Source organism: Sphingopyxis sp. (genome assembly GCF_050725655.1).
Classification (GTDB): Bacteria; Pseudomonadota; Alphaproteobacteria; order Sphingomonadales; family Sphingomonadaceae; genus Sphingopyxis.
In genome coordinates, this window is the sequence record NZ_JBOHHT010000073.1 from 16632 (window position 1) to 37381 (window position 20750).

Sequence of the window (20750 nt, forward strand, 5' to 3'; positions counted from 1 at the left end):
TGCGGGCGCCTTGGTCGAAAGCAGAAGGCCGGTCAGCCGGCCGGTTGCGGCAGCGCGCGGCGCCAGTTGCCGCGCCGGTAGATCGCCCACGCCATCGCCAGCGAGGCGAGTGACGACAGCGGAAAGCTCCACCAGAGAATGTCGCTGCCGACCGCCGGATAACCGAAATAATAGATGCCGAGGCGGATCGGGAACATCGACAGGAACAGGATGACGAGCGGCGGCACGACCGAGCCATTGGCGCGCAGCGTGCTGATCAGCACGATCGTCGTGCCGAAGGGCAGGAAGGTCCAGGTCGCGATCAGCTGGATATTGCGCGACACCTCGATCGCCGGGCTTTCGCTGCCGAGGAAGAGCGCGAGCGCGGCGCGGTCGAAAGCCAGGAGGAGGGCGATCAGCACGCCGGTCATCGCGAGATTGATCGCGACGCCAGCGTTCGTCACCGACGCCACGCGATCCCAGCGCCCGGCGCCGATATTCTGCGCCGCCATCGAACTGACCGCAGCGCCGACCGCGAGCGCGGGCATCTGGATATAATTCCACAGTTGCAGCGTCGCGCCATAGGCGGCGGCGGTGACGAGTCCCTCGCGGTTGACGAGCCCGACCATGACGAGCCCGGCGCCCGAGATCACGAGCATCTGCGCGCCCATTGGCAGGCCGCGGCCGATGATGAAACGCAGCTCCGACCATTTGGGAAGCAGGTACGACAACTCATGCCCGCGCAAGCGCAGCACATGGTTCTTGGCGTAGAACCAACCGATCATGCCCGCGAGGCTGATCGTCCCTGCGATCGCGGTCGCGAGCGCACTCCCCGCAATGCCAAGGCGCGGGAAGGGGCCGAGGCCGAGGATCAGAACGGGGTTGAAGACGATGTCGAGCACGACCGCGAGGATCATGAAGCGCAGCGGCGTCACCGCGTCGCCGGCGCCGCGCGAGGCCATCATCAGCGTGACGCTGAGCATGCTGGCGGGAACAGCAAGGAAGGTGACACGCAAATAATCATGCGCCAGCGCGAAGGCTTCGGACGGGGTTTCGAGCCAGTGCAATATCTGGTCCGACGCGAACCAGCCGACGATCGCGATGATAACCGAGAAGATCAGCGCGAGGCCGATCACGCCGCCGGTCGCACGGCGCGCGGCGTCGATGTCGCCGCGCCCCATCGATTGGCCGATGAGGACGGTCGCCGCCATGCCGAAGCCGAAGAAGGCGCCGAACATCAGGAACATGATGATGTTCGCGTTGGCGGTCGCGGCGAGCGCGCTTTCGCCGAGGAACTGCCCGACCCAGATCGCGTTCACCGACCCCGATAGCGTCTGAAGGATGTTCGACGCGAGCGTCGGCAGCGCGAAGAGGATCAGCGTCTTGGTGATCGGCCCGTGGGTGAGGTCCATCCGCCCGCCGCCACGCGCGGTCTGGCGGGGCGGAAGCGGGCTGGCGGCGGGGTCGGCGGCCGCCGCAACCGGCGTCGGCGTGACGGGGGGGGCGCCGTCGGTCACAGAGAGATCCTCCCCGGGACGGGGAGGGGGACCATGCGAAGCATGGTGGAGGGGGTTTGCGTGCGTAAGCGGCGCCGCGCAAGGACGCCGCCCCCCTCCGTCAGCCGTCCCGGCTGCCACCTCCCCGCGAGCGGGGAGGATTTGGCGCCATCTATCACCCCAGCCGCGCCAGTGCGGCGGTGAGGCGATCGGCTTCGGCGTCCTTGGCGGCGTGGTCGGCGCGCGCCTTTTCGACGGCTTCGGGTTTGGCGCGCTCGACGAACGACGGATTGTTCAGGCGGCCGGCAAGGCCGTCGCGTTCCTTCGCGGCGGCAGCGAGCGCCTTGGTCAGGCGGTCGCGTTCGGCGGCGATGTCGATCACGCCTTCGAGCGGAATCAACAATGAACCACCCATGAGTGGCATTGCTATGCTGGGTCCGGCTGGACGGGCGGGATCATTCGGACGACCGAACTTCCCGCTTAGCGGGCGGTGAATTGTTTCCAATCTAGCGAGGCGCTTCAGTAGCCCTTCGACGTGAGAGAAGGTTTCTTCGCCAAAATCTGTTTCTGCCAGAAACCAAGCGGTAAGCTTCTCCCCCGGCGAAATGGACAGTTCGGTTCGCGCTGACCGAATTCTACTCACGGCGTCGATGAGCCATCCGATCTGGCGACTTGCAGTTTCGTCGATCTTTGCCTTCGGCGCGGGCCATTTCGCGGTGATCAGCGGATAGTCGGCGCGGTCGCCGAGCCCGGTCCACAGCTCTTCGGTGATGAAGGGCATGAAGGGGTGGAGCATGACGAGGATCTGGTCGAGCACCCAGCCGGCGACGGCACGGGTTTCGGCGACATCGTCCCCCTCCCGCTTGCGGGAGGGGTTAGGGGAGGGCATGTCGTCAGCCGCTCCATCTTCCGAAACAGGCCCTCCCCCGACCCCTCCCGCCTGCGGGAGGGGAGAAAGAACCGGCTTGATCAGTTCGAGATACCAGTCGCAGAAGCGGTCCCACGCAAAGCTGTAGATCGCGTTCGCGGCTTCGTCGAAGCGATAGTCGGCGAGCGACTTGTCCATCGCGGCGACCGTGGCCGCAACTTCGCCGATGATCCAGCGGTTGACCGGCAGGGTCGCGGCGGGGGCTTCGATGCTGGTCGAGGCCACAATGCCATTGGCTTCGCAGAAACGCGCGGCGTTCCACAGCTTGGTTGCGAAGTTGCGATAACCCGCGAGGCGCGCGTCATCCATCTTGATGTCGCGGCCCTGGCTTTCCATCGCCGCCATGAAGAAACGCAGCGCGTCGGCGCCATATTGGTCGATCAGCCCGAGCGGATCGACGACATTGCCCTTCGACTTCGACATCTTCGCGCCGTCGGGCGCGCGGACGAGGCCGTGGAGATAGAGCGTCTTCCACGGCACATCGCCCATGAACTCCATGCCCTGCATCGCCATACGCGCATCCCAGAAGAACAGGATGTCGAAGCCGGAGATCAGGACGTCATTGGGGTAGTGGCGGGCGAGCAAATCCTCCCCGGAACGGGGAGGGGGACCGCCCGCAGGGTGGTGGAGGGGGTTCTCGGCCTCAAGCGACATCGAAGGCGGCGAACCCCCTCCGTCAGCCGTTCCGGCTGCCACCTCCCCGTTCCGGGGAGGATCTTGGGGCCAGCCGAGCGTGGCGAAGGGCCAGAGAGCGGAGGAGAACCAGGTGTCGAGGACGTCTTCGTCTCGATAGAGATGAACCTTGTCTCGATGCAGAAGGTCTTCCGAAATGCCGCTGGAAAGGGCCGAGTCCCATTCCAGATACGCTTCCATGGTGTCGTGTATGAACAGCTCACCATTTGGATCGCCGTAATATTCACGGACGCTTTGGAGCAGTTGCGCTTCATCTTCAGCGACGAAAGCAACCTCTTCAAGTGACAATTCAAGGTCGGATTTGCCAGCATCACTTGGTCCGTCTGGCCTGATCTTCGGCCCATACCAAGCCGGAATCCGGTGCCCCCACCACAGCTGGCGCGACACGCACCACGGCTGGATATTCTCCATCCAGTTGAAGAAGGTCTTTTCCCACGTCTTGGGGACGATGTTGATCCGCCCGTCGCGCACCGCCTGCATCGGCGGCTGTGCGAGCGTTTCGGCGTCGACATACCATTGGTCGGTCAGCCACGGCTCGATCACCACGCCGCCGCGGTCGCCGAAGGGGGTCTGGATCGTGCGCGGCTCGGCGTCATGCTCGATGACGTCGCCCTCTTTCGAAGTCACGACATGCGCGATCAGGAAACCCGCTTCCTTCATCCGCGTCACGACCAGTTCGCGCGCGCCGTCCTTGCCATCGCGCTTGAAACGGTGGAGGCCGAGATATTCTTGCGGGATCAGCCCGTCGCTCGTCTGGATGACGTTCGCATCGCCATCGAGCATGTTGAGCATCTCGCCGGCCTTGAAGCCCGCGCGCTTGCCGACGTCGAAGTCGTTGAAATCATGCCCCGGCGTGATTTTCACCCCGCCCGAACCCAGCTCGGGATCAGCATGTTCGTCGGCAACGATCTTGAACCGACGACCGGTGATTGGCTGCAATATGTCCTTGCCGATCACGCTCTGGTAGCGCGCATCGCCCGGATGCACCGCGACCGCCATGTCGGCGAGCATCGTTTCGGGGCGCGTCGTCGCGACCACAATATAATCGCGCCCATCATCGAGCTTTACGCCGTCGGCGAGCGGATATTTGAAGTGCCAGAAGCCGCCCTGAATCTCGTGCGTCTCGACCTCGAGGTCCGAAATCGCGGTCCTGAGCTTCGGGTCCCAGTTCACGAGCCTTTTGTCGCGGTAGATCAGTCCCTTTTTGTGCAGGTCGACGAACACCTTGACCACGGCCTGCGTGAAATGCGGGTCCATCGTGAACTGCTCGCGTGACCAGTCCATCGAGCAGCCGAGGCGGCGGAGCTGGCCGGTGATCTGGCCACCGCTTTCGGCCTTCCACTGCCACACCTTGTCGATGAAGTCTTCGCGGCTGTAGTTGGTGCGCTTGTCCTGCCGCGCCTCGAGCTGGCGCTCGACGACCATCTGCGTCGCGATGCCGGCATGGTCCATGCCGACGACCCACAAGGCGTCCTTGCCGCGCAGGCGTTCGTAGCGGACGAGCACGTCCTGCAACGTGTTGTCGAGCGCATGGCCGATATGGAGCGCGCCGGTGACGTTCGGCGGCGGGTTGACGATCGTGAAGGGTGTCGCGTCGGGACGCGCGGGGCGAAACAGCCCGCGGCTTTCCCATTCATGGGCCCATTTCGCCTCGATAGCGGCGGGATCGAACGTTTTTTCCATCGGCATAATGGCCGCGCTTTGCCAGCCATGGTGCGATGCGGCAAGGGGGAACCGGCTCCGGGCGAACCCCATGCCTACGTTGTGGCTGTTCCCCGGCGAAAGCCGGGGTCCAGATGTCCTGCGCGAGGTGCGCTCTCCAATACTCCGGGCCCCGGCTTTCGCCGGGGAACAGCACGCAGCTTATTTCTTCAAATAGCTGCCCAGCCAGTTGAACACCGTCTGGTGCCATTGGACGCTGTTCGCGCCCTTCAGCACCCAGTGATTTTCGTCGGGGAAGACGAGCAACTGCGACGGCACGCCGCGGCGCTGGAGCGCGGTGAACGCGGCGAGGCCCTGCGTATAGGGGATGCGGAAATCCTTCTCGCTGGTGATCACCAGCATCGGGGTTTTCCATTTCGCGACATGGTTCACCGGGTTCCATTTTTCAAACTCTTCGGGAACCTCATAATAGGGGCCGCCATGCTCCCATTCGTCGAACCATAGCTCCTCGGTTTCATACGCCATCGCGCGCGCGTCGAAGACGCCGTCGTGCTGGACGAGGCATTTGAAGCCGTCGGTCCACTGGCCGGCGATCCAGTTCATCATATAGCCGCCATAGGAGGCGCCGAGCGCGCAGGCGTTGTTCAGGTCGAGCTGCGGGTCCTGCTTGCCCGCGGCGGCGAGGCCGAGCTTGAGGTCTTCGAGCGGCTTGCCGCCCCAATCCTTGTTGATCGCGTCGGTGAATGCCTGGCCGTAACCCGTCGAGCCGTGAAAATCGACGCTGACGACGCCATAACCCTGCTGCGCGAAGAGGCGCGGGTTCCAGCGTGTCGACCAGCTGTTGCCAAAGCTGCCTTGCGGGCCGCCATGGACGATGAAGGCGACCGGCAGCTTCTGGACCGGGCTGACGGGTTTGAGGATGATGCCCCATACCTTGTCACCGTTCGCACCGGCGAACTGGACGCGGTCGAGCTCGACGGGATCGAACTGGGCCAGCGCCGCGGCGTTGACATTGGTGAGCTGGCTGACCTTGCCCTTGGCGTCACGCACGAACAGGTCGGTCGGCAGCAGCGCGCTGTTGCGCGAATAGAGCAGTGCCCCGCCCAGGAGCGGCGTGACATCGCCGATATTGCCTTCGAATGCTTCGGTCGTCGCCTTCAGTTTCTCGACCTTGCCCGTGGCGGCGTCGACGCGGAAGACCGGATGTTCGAGCGTGTCCTGCGCGGTCACATAGAGCGACTTGCCGTCCGCCGCCCATGCGATCGAGGCGACCGAACGATCCCACGCGTCGGTAAGCTTCTTCGTCTCGCCGCTTTCGAGATTGCGCAGCATCAGCACCTGACGGTCGGCTTCGTAGCCGGGCCGCGCCATCGCCGCATAGGCGAGCCATTTGCCGTCGGGCGAGGGGGTGGGCAGGGTGTCGGTCGCCTGATTATCCTGCGTCAGGTTGGTCGGCATCATCCGGCTGTCGACCAGCCAGCTATAGATATCGAGATTGGTTGAGGTCGGCTCGTTCCGATCGGCCTTGCGCAGCGTGAAAAAGACGGTGCGGCTGTCGGCGCCCCATGCGAGTTCCTCGCCGCCGCCGAATGGCTTCGACGGGCTGTCGCCGATCAGGCCGGCGTCGACCGGGCGCGCGATGCTCGCCTTGCCGTCTGCAAGGTTGAAGATGAACGGACGGCTGTAAGTGCCCGGCGTTTCCCACTCATCCCAGTGGCGAACGAAGCCCGCGCCATCTTTGTAGAGGCGACCGCTGCCGGGGCCGGTGAGCGCGCCCTTGTCCTTGGCGTCGCAGCCGAAGTCGGTGCATTCCTTCGCAATGTCGCCCCACGCGAGCAATTTCGTCGCATCGGGCGAAATCTTGAAGCCCGACACATCGGCCTTGGTGTCGGTCACTTGCGTCGCGGCGCCACCTGCATTGGGATCGATCCGCCAAATCTGGCTTTTGCCCGAGGCGTTCGAGAGGAAATAAAGGACGCCGTCCTTGTCGAAGGCCGGCGCGGTTTCATTCTTGCCCGCGGTGTCGGCGATCGCGACAGGCTTTGCGCCCTTCGCCTTGCGGTCGACGAGCCACAGCCCGGTCGCGCGCTTGTAGGTTTCGGCCTCGGTCTCGGTCATCTGGAACACGACCCAGCGCCCATCGGACGAGGCGGTCGGCGCGGCGACGCGCTTGAGCGTCGCCAGATCGACCTCGGTCATCGGCCGGGCGAAGGCGGGGGTGGAGAGGGCGGCGGCGAGCGCGATCGCGCTGGACAGGATATGGTTTCGCATGAAAGCGGTTTAGCGATGCAGCGCGCGGGTTCAAGGCGGAACCTTTTCCAGTTCGTTATGCTGCCCCATCGGCGGGCACCGCGATATTCTGGCTTGCCGATGCGCAAATAAACCTCTCTGGCCCGGCGGCTCCAAAGATCGCATCGCGCCGATCGTGCAGCGAGAAGGTAATCGATGTTCCGCGCCCTGTTGAACGGCACCCGCCTATTCGTTCCCCTGCTTGCGGGGGCGAGCCTGCGCGACCGCGTGATCGCCAGTGTCGGGGCGGTGCTGGGCATCGGCTTTGTCGGCCTGTCCTGCGCCGCGCTGTTCCCGTCGTCGATCCCGTGGATCGTCGCGCCGATGGGCGCATCGGCGGTGCTGCTGTTCGCGGTTCCGGCGAGCCCGCTCGCCCAGCCCTGGTCTATTGCCGGGGGCAATTTCGTTTCGGCGGTCGTCGGCGCGGTGGTCGCGCAGCTCATTCCCGATCCGGCGATTGCCGCGGCGGTCGCCGTTTCGCTGGCGATCCTCACAATGTCTCTCCTGCGCTGCCTGCATCCGCCCGGCGGCGCCGCGGCCTTGAGCGCGGTCCTCGGCGGCTATGCGCTCCTGTCCGAGCATGTCGTCGAGTTCCTGTTCGTTGTGCTCGTCAATTCGCTGCTGCTAGTGGCGATCGGCTGGTTGTTCCATCGTTTTTCGGGGCATAGCTACCCCCACCGCGCCAAGCCCGTCGAAGGCAAGGCGCTTCCTCCCGCGCCGGCGTCGGGGCTGTTGATGGACGATATCGACAAGGCGCTCGACGACCTTGGCGAAACCTTCGACATCAGCCGCGAGGATCTGGCCTTGTTGCTCGAACGCGCCGAGGTCCACGCCGCGGCGCGGAGCGGCACACGATAGGCGGCGCTATCGCACCAGCGCGCCGCCCTTCATCACATGATCGATTTTTTCGAGGACGGTGACGTCGGTGAGCGGATCGGCCTTTACCGCGACGAAGTCGGCATAGCGGCCTGGAACGATCGCGCCAACATCGTCGCGGCCCATTTCGATCGCGGCGCGCCCGGTGGCGGACTGGATCGCCTGCATCGGCGTCATCCCGTACTTCACCATATTACGAAACTGGCGCGCGTTGAGGCCGTGCGGATAGACGCCGGCGTCGGTTGCATAACCGATATTGACGCCAAGCTCGACCGCGCGGCGGAAAGCGGCGCGCTGCGCGTCGGTCGTCTCGCGATTCTTGCGCAGATACTCCTCGGGCCAGCCTTCCTTGGTGCCGACGTCGTCGATGTAGGTGCCGTTATAGATGTCCATCGCGAGCCAGGTGCCGTGCTTCTTGGCGAGTTGCAGCGTCGCCTCGTCGGCAAGGCTCGCATGTTCGATACTGTCGACCCCCGCGTTGATCGCGTTCTGGATGCCGATCGCACCGTGCGCGTGCGCGGTGACCTTCTTGCCGCGGGCATGGGCGACCTTCACGACCGCGCGCAGTTGCTCGACGGTCATTTCGGGCGCGCCGGGCTCGGTGCCGATCGCCAGCACCGCGCCGGTTGCGATCGCCTTGATGAAGTCGGCGCCATGATCGAGCAGGTAAGTTGCCTTCGCCGCCGCTTCCTCGGGCGTCGCGGCGACGCCGAGGCGCATGTCGGGCGGAAGCTGCTCGTTCGGGACGACGCCGTTCAATTCGCCGCCGCCCTTGGGTATCGTCAGATAAGCGCCCGCGACCCACATCCGCGGCCCCGGTACGTCGCCGCGCTCGATCGCGTTGCGCAACGTTACGTCGGTCAGGCCGCGATAGGTGCCGACATCGCGGACGCTGGTGAAGCCTGCCTCCAGCGTAACCCGCGCATTGCGCGCGCCGACAAGCGCCGTTTCGGCGGGCGACGCTTTCATCGGCGCGGCAAGGTCGGCGCTCTGGCCGAGATCGGCGAGATGCGTGTGGACGTCGATCAGGCCAGGAAGGACGGTCAAGTCCGACCAGTCGACGACCCTCGCGCCATCGGGTGCCTTTCCGCACGGCGCGACGGCCTTGATGCGCTCGGCCTCGACGGTGATGCACTGGCCCGTGCGCACCGTATCGGCGACGCCGTCGATCAGCCGCCCGGTCTGGACGTAAAGGGTTTCGGCCGATGCAGGCGCCGCGGCAAGCGCTGCCGCGAGCGCCGTCGTCAGGTAGCCGAGCCGAATGCGTCGCACTGGCGCGGATCCCCCGATTGCAGACCGCGGCGAAGCCAGCTCATGCGTTGCTCGCTCGTGCCGTGGGTGAAGCTTTCGGGCACGGGTCGCTGCCCCGCCGACCGCATCAGCGTGTCGTCGCCGATCGCATTGGCGGCGCGCATCGCTTCTTCCATATCGCCCGCTTCCATGACCGGCTGGCCCGCGCTGTTCCTGGCGCGCGCGGCCCAGACGCCGGCGTAGCAATCGGCCTGAAGCTCCATGCGGACCTGCAGCGCATTGCCCTCGGCCTGCGAGGCGCGTTGTTGCGCCTGACGCACCTTATCGGAAATGCCGCTGACCGTCTGGATATGGTGACCGACCTCATGCGCGATCACATAGGCTTGTGCCGCGTCGCCCGCCGCGCCGAACTTCTGTTCGAGCTCGCGGAAGAAGCTGGTGTCGAGATAGACGCCCTGGTCGGCGGGACAATAGAAGGGACCCATCGCCGATTGGGCGGCGCCGCAGCCCGATCGATTAGATTCCGTGAAGAAATTGAGCGTCGGTTTGCGATAGCCGCTGACCAGGCCCTCCCACACAGTGTGCGTCGATCCGAAGACGTTGCAGGCGAAGCGTTCGCTTTCGGTATCGCAGGCGACATTGGCGCCGCCGCGACTATCGGCTGCCGGATCGGCGGTGCCGCCGCCGCTGCTGAGCATATTGGCGCCGGGGCCGAGCAGGAAAAAGGCGGCCGCACCGATCAGCAGGATCGTGCCGCAACCCATCTTGCGCCCGAGCAGCATCGGAAGAAATCCGATGAGAAGCCCACCGAGACCGCCGCCTCCGCCGCCGCCAAATCCACCGCCACTACCGCGGCCAAGGTCGCGGATGTCGTCACCGGGATCATAGTCGTCGAGGCGCATGGGGCTTCTCCACCGGTAAAATGCTCGTTCCACTGCGATAGTTACAGCAGCGCCGGGTAATTGGAAGGGGCTTCGCATATAATCGAGCCATTGCAATAGCCTGTGTTGCGGTGCACAAATCTTGGCTCGCCAATCAAGGATCCCCGAGTCCATGCCCCGCCGCGCCACCCGAGCCGCCCTCCCGCTTCCCGACCTCGTCGTGCTCGTCCTGCAGGGCGGCGGCGCGCTCGGCGCGTTTCAGGCGGGGGTGTACGAGGCGCTGATCGATCTGGGCATCGAGCTCGACTGGGTTGCGGGGATTTCGATCGGTGCGGTCAATGCAGCGATCATCGCCGGAAACGAACGCGACCAGGCCGTGGGCAAGATGCGCGAGTTCTGGGAAGGCGTGTCGTCGGCGCTGCCCTCGCTGCCGACGGTCGATAACGACTGGGCGCGCGAGTGGACGCATATGGCGGCCGCCGGCCAGGTCGCGGCGTTTGGCGTGCCCGGCTTCTTCATTCCGCGTTTCCCGCCGCCTGCTTTTGCCGAGCGACAGACGCCCGAAGCGGTCAGTTTCTATGATACAGCACCGCTGGTCGCCACGCTCGACCGGCTGGTCGACTGGGACCGCGTGAACAACGGCAAGGTGCGGCTGTCGGTCGGCGCCGTTGCGGTCGAAACCGGCAATTTCCGTTATTTCGATACGCAATGCGACACGCTCGACGCGCGGCATATCCTCGCCTCGGGCGCACTCCCGCCGGGGCTCCCGCCGGTCGAGATCGACGGCATCTGGTATTGGGACGGTGGGCTCGTGTCGAACACGCCGCTCGAACATGTCGTCGAATCGGCGAACGAGGACATGCTGGTGTTCCAGGTCGACCTGTTCCCCGCGCGCGGCGATCGCCCGCACGACATGGAAGAAGCCTGGTCGCGCGAAAAGGATATTCGCTTTTCCAGCCGCACACGCCGCATTTCGGACGGTCTGGTGCGGCGGCGCAAGGAGCACCGGCTGATTGACCGGATGCTCAAGAAGCTGCCGCCCGAGTTCGCCGACCTGTCCGAGGTCAAGGCGGTCCGCAAGATGGTCGATTGCAAGGCGCTCAACGTCGTTCAGCTGATCCACGAGCCGCCGCCATGGCAGACGGGCGCGCGCGATTTCGAATTTTCGCGCTCGACGATGGAGGTCAATTGGGCGCTTGGCCGCGACGCGGTCGAGTCCGCGATGAAAGACGGCCATCTGCTCGCCGACAGTATCGCCGAAGGACGGTCGGACAGTTTTGCGGTGCAATCGAATGCGTTGCGACCAAAGACCGAGCCCGACGTTTCCTGAAACTCTCCCCGCCGAAAGGACCCAATCATGCGCCTCACAGGAAAGACCGCCCTCGTCACCGGATCGACCTCGGGCATCGGGCTCGGCATTGCCAAGGCATTTGTCGCCGAGGGTGCGTCGATCATCATCAACGGGTTCGGCGACGCCGACGCGATCGAAACCGAACGCAAGGGGCTGGAAGCGATCAGCGGCGGGAAGGCGGCCTATGATGGCGCCGACCTGACAAAGCCCGAGCAGATCGAGGATATGTTCAAGCGTGCCGACAAGGATTTCGGCGGGGTCGACATCCTCGTCAACAACGCGGGCATGCAGTTCGTCGCGCCGGTCGAGGATTTCCCGGTCGAGAAATGGGACATGATCATCGCGCTCAACCTGACCGCGGCGTTCCACACGATCCGCCACGCCGTGCCCGGGATGCGCAAGAAGAAATGGGGACGCATCATCGCCACCGCGTCGGCGCACTCGCTCGTCGCCTCACCGTTCAAATCGGCCTATGTCACCGCCAAGCACGGGCTTGCGGGCCTCACCAAGACCGTCGCGCTCGAAGTCGCCGACGCGGGCATCACCGTGAATTGCATCAGCCCGGGCTATGTCTGGACGCCGCTGGTCGAGAACCAGATCCCCGACACGATGAAGGCGCGGAATATGACGCGCGAGCAGGTGATCAACGATGTGCTGCTCGCCGGACAGCCGACGAAGCAGTTCGTGACGGTCGAGCAGGTCGCGGCAATCGCGTCCTTCCTGACCCGCGACGAGGCGGCAAACATCACCGGCGCGAACCTCAGCGTCGACGGCGGCTGGACGGCCGCCTGATCGGCTGCGCCCTTGAGCAATCTTCTTCGCCCTCCTAAGGTTAACGGCAGAGGGATCGGGGAGAAACAGAGAATCATGGGTCGCACCATCTGGGTTTTGGCGGTGGCGCTTGGCGTCACCTTGGGGGCTTGCCGTACCGTGCCGCCGGTGCCGCCGTCGGCGGCCGACGCGCCGCCGGATGCCACGGGCACGTGGCGCGCGACGGCGACCGATGCCGACAAGGAGCGCATTCGCGGCTGGCATAGCAGCTGGCAGACGGCACTGACCGACGCCCGCACGAAAGGCTTCGACGCCGACATCGACCGCGAAGGCGTGCTGCTGCAACCGATGGCGGCATTGCCCAACCCGCATTTGCCCGCGGGCGATTACCGGTGCCGGACGATCAAGGTCGGCGCGCAGGGGCGCAGCGGCCTGTCCTATGTCGCTTATGGCTGGTTCCGGTGCCGCGTGGCGCCCGAACAGGGATTGTCGAGCCTGACCAAGATTTCGGGGTCGCAGCGGCCCGTGGGCCTGATCTTTCCCGACAATCTGAAACGCCAGATTTTCCTGGGAACGCTCGAACTCGGCGACGAGAAGATGGCGGTCAATTACGGCAGCGACCGGATGCGCGACATGGCGGGGCTGGTCGAACGGATCGGCGACAATCGCTGGCGGCTGGTGCTGCCCGCGCCGGCTTATGAATCCTTGCTCGACGTGATCGAACTGGTCCCGGCGGGCTGACAAGAACGACAGGGGATTAGCATGCGAATTTTGTGGATGAGCGTCCCCCTTCTGGCTTTTGGGGCGCTGGCTTTGGCTGCGCCTGCGGCAGCGCAAACGCTTGGCAGCGAGGTCGAAAAGCAGATGCCGTCGCTGATGGCGATATACAAGGATTTGCACGCCAATCCCGAACTCAGTTTCATGGAGGTGCGCTCGGCGGGCATCCTCGCCGCCGAAGCACGCAAGCTGGGGTTCAAGGTGACCGAAAAGGTCGGCGGCACGGGTATCGTCGCGGTGATGGAAAACGGCCCCGGTCCGGTGGTGCTGGTGCGCGCCGATATGGACGGCCTGCCAGTGACCGAGCAGACGGGCCTCGCCGGCGCATCGAAAGTGCGTGTCACCACAAAGGAAGGTGTTGAAACCGGCGTGATGCACGCGTGCGGCCACGACACGCATATGACCGCGTGGGTCGGCGTCGCGCGGCTGATGGCGGCGAACAAGGCGAAATGGTCGGGCACGCTGGTAATGATCGGCCAGCCCGCCGAGGAACGCGGCGCGGGTGCGCGAATGATGCTCGCCGACGGGCTCTACACGCGTTTTCCGAAGCCGCAGTACGCGCTGGCGTTCCACGACGCGGCGCAGTTCCCGGCAGGCAAGATCGGCTACACGCCAGGCTATGCGCTCGCCAACGTCGACAGCGTCGACATATTGGTGAAGGGGGTTGGCGGTCACGGCGCCTATCCGCAGACGACCAAGGACCCGATCGTGCTCGCAAGCCGCATCGTCGGCGCGCTCCAGACGCTCGTCTCGCGCGAAATCAGTCCGCTCGACAGCGCGGTGGTGACCGTCGGCAGCTTCCATGCCGGGGCGAAGCACAATATCATTTCGGACGAAGCGAAGCTGCAATTGACGGTGCGCAGCTACTCGGACGAGGTGCGCGATCATCTTCTCGACGGCATCGCGCGCATCGCGAAGGGCGAAGCGATCGCCGCAGGGATGCCCGACGACAAGATGCCCGTCGTGAGCGTCGACAAGAATGAATATACGCCCTCGACCTTCAATACGCCCGAATTCACCGAGGAGATGGCGGCGTATCTGAAAACGAGCTTCGGCGAGACACGCGTCGTGCAGATGCCGCCGGTGATGGGCGGCGAGGATTTCAGCCGCTTCGGGCGCGAGGACAAGAGCATCAAGAGCCTGATCGTCTGGGTCGGTGGGGTGCCGCAGGCCGAATATGACGCGGCCAAAAAGGAAGGCCGGACCTTGCCGAGTCTCCATTCGCCCTTCTGGGCACCCGATGCCCCCGCGGTCATCTCGACCGCGACCGAGGCGCTGACCGCGATGACAATGAAGCTGATGGCGAAGAAATAGCCGGCGGCGGCGCTACTTCAGCGTCGCCAGCCAGTTCAATATTTCGGTCTGGAGCCGGATACGCGCGTCCGACCAGCTATGGTCCGTCGCGACGTGGATGGTCTTCACCCCGGCTCCGCCGGCTTTGGCGATCGCGGCCGACAGCGCATTGCTCATCGGTGCCAGCCCGTCGTCGGATGTCAGGACGAACAGGTTCGTCTTCGCCAGTTGTGGCGCGGCTTTCACGAAGTCGAAGCGGTCGGTGTTGGCGATGATTTCATCCGCCATGAGTTCGGGTGTCGTCCCGGCGAGGGCTTCCGTCCCGTTGCTGCGCAGCGCCTTTACCGCCTGATCGCGCGGCAATTTGCCGAGCCAGCCCATATTGCCCGCCGAAATCATCGCCGCGCCGAGCAACTGCTTGTCTTGCGCGGCGGTGAGCGCGGTAACCCAGCCGCCCATGCTGTGGCCCATGATGACGAGCCGCTTCGGGTCGATCCGCAGCCTGGCGGCATGGGCGGGATCGCGCGCAAAGGCGAGCACCGCGTCGGCATCCTCCAGATTCTGCGCAAAGCGATAATCGCCGGGGCTGCCCCACGATCCGCGATAGTTGAAGGTGATCACGGTCCAACCCGAGCGCCGCATCGCTTGCGCGAGATCGAGGCTCTTCTCGTTGCCCGGGAGGCCGTGACACAGCACGACGGTAGGGTGCGGACCCGCACCCGCGGGGATATAGACGACGCCGTTGATCGCGACCTTGCCGCTGGGGATGTGGACCACCTCCATCGCGGCGGGGTGCGCCTTGTCGGCGGGCGGGTCGGTGTAGATCGCGGCTGGAATATCGGTCGGGCTTGCCGCGACAGCAGGCAAGGGCAGGGCGGCCAGCGCCGCGGCGGCGATCCATATCCTCATGTCATTCTCCCCCGATCGTGAAGCTGCCGCCGCGTCCGGCGCCTTCGGTAAAGCGTTTGGCCCCCGCCGCCGCGCCTTCGCGTAGCGGGGCAACCCCGGCGTGCGCTTCATACGCCAGCGCGGCTTCGATGTCGAAATCCCACTGGCGATACGCGCTGAGCCGGTCGCCGTTCATGCAGATTTGCGGGAAGGCAGCGATCTGTTTTGCCAACTCGATTGCGGCGTCGAGCGCTTCGCCGTCGGCGACGATGCGGTCGGCAAGGCCGATGCGCTGCGCTTCGTCGGCAGCAATGGGCCGGCCGGTCAGGATCATGTCGAGCGCGCGGCCCTGTCCGACGATGCGCGGCAGGCGTACGGTGCCCCCGTCGATCAGCGGCACGCCCCAGCGGCGGCAATAGACCCCGAACACCGCGCTGGCCGCGGCGACGCGCAGGTCGCACCAGAGCGCGAGTTCGAGCCCGCCGGCGACGGCATGCCCTTCGACCGCGGCGATCACCGGCTTGTCGAGCAGCATGCGCGTCGGCCCCATCGGGCCGGGGCCGTCGGGGTCGTAGCGCGACGTGCCGACGGCATGGAGGTCGAAACCCGCGCAGAAATGCCCGTCGCTACCGGTCAGGATCGCGACCCGTGCGCTGTCGTCGGCGGCGAAGGCCGCGAAGGCGTTCCGCAATGCGACGGCGGTTTCGGGATCGACTGCGTTACGGCGGTGAGGGCGGTCGATGGTGACGATCATGACGGGGCCATCGCTCCGGGCAAGCACGCTCATTCGAACCCTCCTCCTTGTTTCATCACAGCGTGCCGGGACGCCGGGGGACTTGCAAGCGGCGTGGCGGCACCCTAGATAAAAGAAATGCGGGCCGGGCCCCTCTGGCGTCGGCGGGACATTTCCCGCCACGTGATGTCGGACCGCATCGGGTGACCCCGATGCTCTGGCCCTATCTCCCCCCTGTTTCCGGGGTCCCGGCATCGGCGTCACCTGCTTGATTTCTCAATCAGGAGGCCCTTTTATGACTTTGAATCCCAATCTTTATCGCCTGACCGTGCTGCATAGCCAGCTCGACGATGCCGAGCGCCGCGAGGTGCGCCGGCGCGGCGCCGACCCGTTCCGCCTGCTGCGCCTGAAAACGCTCAAGCTCGCGGTGAAGGAACGGCTTGCGGCCCTGACGTTGCGGCCTGCCCTGCGCCCGGCGCTCGCGCGTTAATCCATCATAACTAACAACCGAGCACGCTGCCGAAAGGCGGCGCGCTTGGCATATCCAGGGAAATCACCATGGAATTTCTGTTTGCCGACTGGCTGGGCACCCCGGCCTGGTTCTGGCTGTCCTTCATCGCACTCGTCATCGCGCTCACCGCCTTCGACCTTGGCGTCCTCAATAAGGAAAACAAGGAGATGGGTATCGGCGAGAGCTTGAAGCTCTCCGCGCTCTATATCGGTATTGCGACCGCGTTCGGCGCGTGGGTCTGGGCCGCGAAGGGCGGCGAGGCCGGCCTTCAATATTATACCGGCTTCTTCATCGAGAAGGCGTTGTCGATCGACAATATCTTCGTCATCTCGCTGATCTTCACGACCTTCGCGATCCCGCCGCGCTACCAATACCGCGCGCTCCTCTGGGGCATCGTCGCGGTGATCGTGCTGCGCGGTATCATGATTGCGGGCGGCGCGGCGCTCGTCACCGAATATGGCTGGCTGCTCTATATCTTCGCCGCGTTCCTGGTGTTCACTGGCGTAAAGATGCTGTTCGCGAGCGAAAAGCCGATGGATGTGGCTGGCAATCCGGTCGTCAAATGGCTGTCACGCCGGATGCCGATCACCAACGAACTGCACGGCGAGAAATTCTTCGTGCGTGTACCCGACACAAAGACCGGCAAGATCGTGCTCGCCGCGACGCCGCTCTTCCTCGCGCTGGTCGTGATCAACCTCGCCGACCTTGTCTTTGCGGTCGACAGCGTGCCGGCGATCTTCGCGATCACGACCGACACCTTCATCGTCTATACGTCGAACATCATGGCGATCCTCGGCCTGCGCGCGCTCTATTTCGCGCTGTCAGCCATGGTGCACCGTTTCCATTATCTGAAATATGCACTCGCGCTGGTGCTGGTGTTTATCGGGTCGAAGATCTTCGTCGCCGATTTCATACTCGGCGGGGCGAAATTCCCGCCGCTGATCAGTCTTGGCGTGACGGTCGCATTGATCGCGGGCGGAGTCATCTGGTCGCTTGTCAAGACGAACGACGAGGAAGCGGCGCTACCTCAATAAAAATGTCCGCCGGAAGCGCAAAGGCTTCCGGCGGACAGGCTTTCCTCCCCAGGAAAGCTCGGTAGGCGCGGAGGTCGGGTCGCTGGCCTCCGCGCCAAGAGGGTGACGCGAGGGGTTGCAACGGGCCCCTCGCGCCGAACTCGTTTAAGCGGCGAACTGGTTCATCGTGTTGTCCTTGCCCGCGGCCTTGAGCGCCGCTTCGCCGGCGAAATATTCCTTATGATCGTCGCCAAGGTCGCTGCCCGACATATTCTGGTGCTTCACGCAGGCGATGCCCTGGCGGATCTCGGCGCGCTGGACGCCCTTGACGTACCCCAGCATCGCTTCGTCGCCGAAATATTCCTTGGCGAGATTGTCGGTCGACAGCGCCGCGGTGTGATAGGTCGGCAGGGTGATGAGGTGGTGGAAGATGCCCGCCCGTTTCGCCGAATCGCGCTGGAAGGTGCGGATGCGGTCGTCGGCTTCGTCGCCAAGCGCGGTGCCGTCATAATCGACGCTCATCAGGCGAGCACGATCATAGGCGCTGACGTCCTTGCCGTCCTTTTCCCACGCATCGAACACCTGCTGGCGAAAGTTCAGCGTCCAGTTGAAGCTCGGCGAATTATTGTAGGCGAGCTTCGCGTTGGGGATGACTTCGCGGATGCGGTCGACCATCGAGGCGATCTGTTCGATGTGCGGCTTTTCGGTCTCGATCCAGAGGAGGTCGGCGCCGTTCTGCAGGCTGGCGATACAATCCATGACGCAGCGATCCTCGCCGGTGCCGGCACGGAACTGATAGAGGTTCGAGGGTAGCCGCTTCGGGCGCATCAACTTGCCGTCGCGGTTGATCAGCACGTCGCCGGGGTTGCCCGCGCCGTCGACCTCTTCGCAATCGAGGAAGCCGTTATACTGGTCGGCGAGGTCGCCGGGCTCTTTCGAGAAAGCGATCTGCTTGGTGAGGCCTGCGCCGAGGCTGTCGGTGCGCGTCACGATGATGCCGTCCTCGACGCCGAGTTCCATGAAGGCGTAGCGGCAGGCGCGGATCTTCGCGATGAAATCCTCGTGTGGCACGGTGACCTTGCCGTCCTGATGGCCGCACTGCTTTTCGTCAGAGACCTGGTTTTCGATCTGCAACGCGCAGGCGCCGGCTTCGATCATCTTCTTGGCGAGCAGATAGGTCGCCTCGGCGTTGCCGAAGCCCGCGTCGATGTCGGCGATGATCGGCACGACATGCGTTTCATGATTGTCGATCGTGGCCTGGATCTGCTTCGCCTTGAGTTCGTCACGCTCGGCGCGCGCGGCGTCGAGTTCGCGGAACAGGCCGCCGAGTTCGCGGGCGTCGGCTTGGCGGAGGAAGGTGTAGATTTCCTCGATCAGCGCCGGGACGCTGGTTTTTTCGTGCATCGACTGGTCGGGCAGCGGGCCGAATTCGCTGCGCAGCGCGGCGATCATCCAGCCCGACAGATAGATGTAGCGGCTCTTGACGGTGCCGAAATGCTTTTTGATCGAGATCATCTTCTGCTGCGCGATGAAGCCGTGCCAGCAGCCGAGCGACTGGGTGTAGTTCGCGGGGTCGGCGTCATAGGCGGCCATGTCGGCGCGCATGATGCGCGCGGTGTAGCGGGCGACGTCGAGGCCGGTGCGGAACTTGTTCTGGGCGCGCATGCGGGCGATGCTTTCACCGCTGATGCCGTCCCAGGTGCCGTCGTAGTCGCGGATGAGGCGGCCTGCCTGCGCCATGTCTTCCTGATAACCCATCGTCTTATCCTTGTGCGGAGGTGATGGGTGGAAGTTGGCGAAAGTGCCGCGGAAAGTGAAAAGCTTTGTCAATAATATTTGTGAATTATGGGTAATCGGTGTAAATCAGACTGTAAATTAGTAAAGAAAGTTACAAAATGGCGGAGCGGCGGGTGTTCGCGGGGCCGGCGGTGCGTAAGGTGCGACGCGAGGCGGCAATGACGCAGGCGGCGATGGCCGAGGCGCTCGCCATCTCGCCAAGCTACCTCAATTTGATTGAGCACGGCCAGCGGCCGCTCAGTGCGACAGTTATCGTCAAACTGGCCGAACGCTTTGGTTTCGACGCGGCGAAGCTGGGTGCGGAGGATTTGCCCGGCGGGCTCGCGGGGTTGCGGCGGCGGCTCGCCGACCCGCGCTTCGCCGACCTCGGCATCGGGGCGCAGGAGGTCGAGGAGTGGCTTCAATCCGCACCGGCGACAGCTGCCGCCTTCGCACGCCTGTTCGACGCAGCGCCCGAAGCGCGCGGCGAGGCGCAGGAGGAGGCGCCCGAAGTTGCCGCCGTCCGCCGCGCGATCGAGAAATGGCGCAACCATTTCCCCGATCTCGATGCGCGTGCCGAAGAGCTGGCCGACGAATTGCGGCTCGCGGGGGGCGACCTGTACGGCACGATTTCCGAGCGTTTGCGTACGCGGCACCAGCTCGGCATCCGCATCTTGCCGAGCGATGTGATGCCCGACCGGCTGCGCTGGCTCGACTGGCACGCGCGGCAATTGATGCTGAACGAGCTGCTGCGCCCGGCCTCGCGTACCTTTCAGGCCGCTGCGACGCTGGCGCAGATCGAGGCGAAGGCCGAGATCGATGCGCTTGTCGCGGGCGCTGAGTTTGCCGAGAGCGCGGCGGCGCGGCTGTTCGAGCGGCATCTGATCCAGTATTTCGCGGCGGCGCTGATGATGCCGTACAGCCGCTTCCTGCGCGCGTGCGATGCGACGGGCTATGATTTGCTGCTGCTCCAGCGTCGCTTCGGCGCGGGCTATGAACAGGTCGCGCACCGGCTGACGACCTTGCAGCGCGTCGGCGCGCGCGGGCTGCCCTTCTTCATGCTGCGCATCGACCGCGCGGGGCAGGGGAGCAAACGCTATGCCGGCGCGAGCCAGTCGCCGCTGGTCGACGGCGACGCCCGATGCCCGCTGTGGAGCGTGCATGCCGCCTTCGCGCGGCCGGGCGAGGTGGTTGCCGACCTGGTCGAGTTGGAGGACGGGTCGCGCTGGTTCACCCAGTCGCGCTCGGTCGCCGCGCCCGGCGCGACGGGAAGCGGTACGCCCGCGCGCTTCGCCGTGTGCGTCGGAGTCGATGCGAAGGTCGCGGCGCCGCTGATCGCGGCGCGCGGACTTGACCTGATGCGCAGCCCCGCGACGCCGATCGGGCTCGGATGCCGGCGCTGTACGCGCACCGGCTGCGTCCAGCGCTCGATGCCGCCGCTCGGTCGCCCCTTGCGCTTCCGCGAAGGCGAACGCGGGGTGAGCGCATTCGATTTCGCGGGCGACTGACCCAAATTCCCGCTGCGCGGCTTAAATTGACACGCGGCATGCCGTATTTGGAAGGTGGCGCGGGGATCGGCCGC

Annotated in this window: 16 protein-coding genes; 8 read left to right on the forward strand and 8 right to left on the reverse strand. The window is 64.9% G+C overall.

The genetic code is table 11. The features are described 5' to 3' along the window. Positions 1 to 32 precede the first annotated feature (32 nt). The 3 genes from ACREBX_RS10400 to ACREBX_RS10410 form a co-directional block, all read right to left on the reverse strand. On the reverse strand, positions 33 to 1391 hold the full coding sequence (locus tag ACREBX_RS10400; protein WP_431561695.1) for an MATE family efflux transporter: 1359 nt from the start codon (positions 1389 to 1391) through the stop codon (positions 33 to 35). 259 nt (positions 1392 to 1650) lie between these two features. Next, a complete protein-coding gene (locus tag ACREBX_RS10405) occupies positions 1651 to 4785 on the reverse strand; it encodes a valine--tRNA ligase (RefSeq protein ID WP_431561672.1) in 3135 nt (1044 codons plus the stop codon). Positions 4786 to 4959: 174 nt separating this feature from the next. Next, positions 4960 to 7029, reverse strand: a complete 2070-nt coding sequence (locus ACREBX_RS10410) for a prolyl oligopeptidase family serine peptidase (protein ID WP_431561673.1) — start codon at positions 7027 to 7029, stop codon at positions 4960 to 4962. Between the two features lie 174 nt (positions 7030 to 7203). Here ACREBX_RS10410 and ACREBX_RS10415 point away from each other — a divergent pair, with 174 nt between their 5' ends. Then, positions 7204 to 7905 (forward strand): HPP family protein, encoded by a 702-nt coding sequence (locus ACREBX_RS10415; protein WP_431561674.1) that lies wholly within the window; start codon positions 7204 to 7206, stop codon positions 7903 to 7905. A 6-nt stretch (positions 7906 to 7911) separates the two neighbouring features. Here ACREBX_RS10415 and ACREBX_RS10420 read toward each other — a convergent pair whose 3' ends face one another. Beyond that, complete coding sequence (locus tag ACREBX_RS10420) at positions 7912 to 9186, reverse strand: amidohydrolase family protein (RefSeq protein WP_431561696.1); 1275 nt, start codon at positions 9184 to 9186, stop codon at positions 7912 to 7914. Then, entirely contained in the window at positions 9168 to 10076 is a 909-nt protein-coding gene (ypfJ, locus tag ACREBX_RS10425) for a KPN_02809 family neutral zinc metallopeptidase (protein WP_431561675.1), read from the reverse strand. The genes ACREBX_RS10420 and ypfJ overlap by 19 nt, the downstream gene beginning before the upstream one ends. A 151-nt stretch (positions 10077 to 10227) precedes the next feature. Here ypfJ and ACREBX_RS10430 point away from each other — a divergent pair, with 151 nt between their 5' ends. The 4 genes from ACREBX_RS10430 to ACREBX_RS10445 all read left to right on the forward strand — a co-directional run bounded on the left by ACREBX_RS10430 (position 10228) and on the right by ACREBX_RS10445 (position 14268). Continuing rightward, the gene (locus ACREBX_RS10430; RefSeq protein WP_431561676.1) at positions 10228 to 11385 is read left to right on the forward strand and encodes a patatin-like phospholipase family protein; all 1158 of its coding nucleotides are present in this window, start codon (positions 10228 to 10230) and stop codon (positions 11383 to 11385) included. 27 nt (positions 11386 to 11412) lie between these two features. Next, positions 11413 to 12198, forward strand: coding sequence for a 3-hydroxybutyrate dehydrogenase (locus ACREBX_RS10435; protein WP_431561677.1), 786 nt, complete (start codon positions 11413 to 11415; stop codon positions 12196 to 12198). A 75-nt stretch (positions 12199 to 12273) separates the two neighbouring features. Further along, entirely contained in the window at positions 12274 to 12918 is a 645-nt protein-coding gene (locus ACREBX_RS10440; protein WP_431561678.1) for a DUF4893 domain-containing protein, read from the forward strand. Positions 12919 to 12954: 36 nt separating this feature from the next. Continuing rightward, the gene (locus tag ACREBX_RS10445) at positions 12955 to 14268 is read left to right on the forward strand and encodes an amidohydrolase (protein WP_431561679.1); all 1314 of its coding nucleotides are present in this window, start codon (positions 12955 to 12957) and stop codon (positions 14266 to 14268) included. A gap of 12 nt (positions 14269 to 14280) precedes the next feature. Here the strand turns inward: ACREBX_RS10445 and ACREBX_RS10450 are convergent, their stop codons facing one another. Next, positions 14281 to 15156, reverse strand: a complete 876-nt coding sequence (locus ACREBX_RS10450) for an alpha/beta hydrolase family protein (protein WP_431561680.1) — start codon at positions 15154 to 15156, stop codon at positions 14281 to 14283. A 1-nt stretch (position 15157) separates the two neighbouring features. After that, entirely contained in the window at positions 15158 to 15922 is a 765-nt protein-coding gene (locus ACREBX_RS10455; protein WP_431561681.1) for a crotonase/enoyl-CoA hydratase family protein, read from the reverse strand. 241 nt (positions 15923 to 16163) lie between these two features. Between ACREBX_RS10455 and ACREBX_RS10460 the strand changes: the two genes are divergently transcribed. Together ACREBX_RS10460 and ACREBX_RS10465 are read left to right on the forward strand one after the other, a co-directional pair. Continuing rightward, positions 16164 to 16358, forward strand: coding sequence for a DUF465 domain-containing protein (locus ACREBX_RS10460; RefSeq protein WP_431561682.1), 195 nt, complete (start codon positions 16164 to 16166; stop codon positions 16356 to 16358). A 68-nt stretch (positions 16359 to 16426) separates the two neighbouring features. Further along, on the forward strand, positions 16427 to 17413 hold the full coding sequence (locus ACREBX_RS10465; protein WP_431561683.1) for a TerC family protein: 987 nt from the start codon (positions 16427 to 16429) through the stop codon (positions 17411 to 17413). Positions 17414 to 17557: 144 nt separating this feature from the next. Here ACREBX_RS10465 and ACREBX_RS10470 read toward each other — a convergent pair whose 3' ends face one another. After that, positions 17558 to 19150, reverse strand: a complete 1593-nt coding sequence (locus ACREBX_RS10470; RefSeq protein ID WP_431561684.1) for an isocitrate lyase — start codon at positions 19148 to 19150, stop codon at positions 17558 to 17560. A 137-nt stretch (positions 19151 to 19287) separates the two neighbouring features. On the opposite strand from ACREBX_RS10470, the gene ACREBX_RS10475 reads away from it, so the two are divergent. Further along, on the forward strand, positions 19288 to 20676 hold the full coding sequence (locus ACREBX_RS10475) for a helix-turn-helix domain-containing protein (RefSeq protein ID WP_431561685.1): 1389 nt from the start codon (positions 19288 to 19290) through the stop codon (positions 20674 to 20676). The last annotated feature ends 74 nt before the right edge of the window (positions 20677 to 20750 follow it).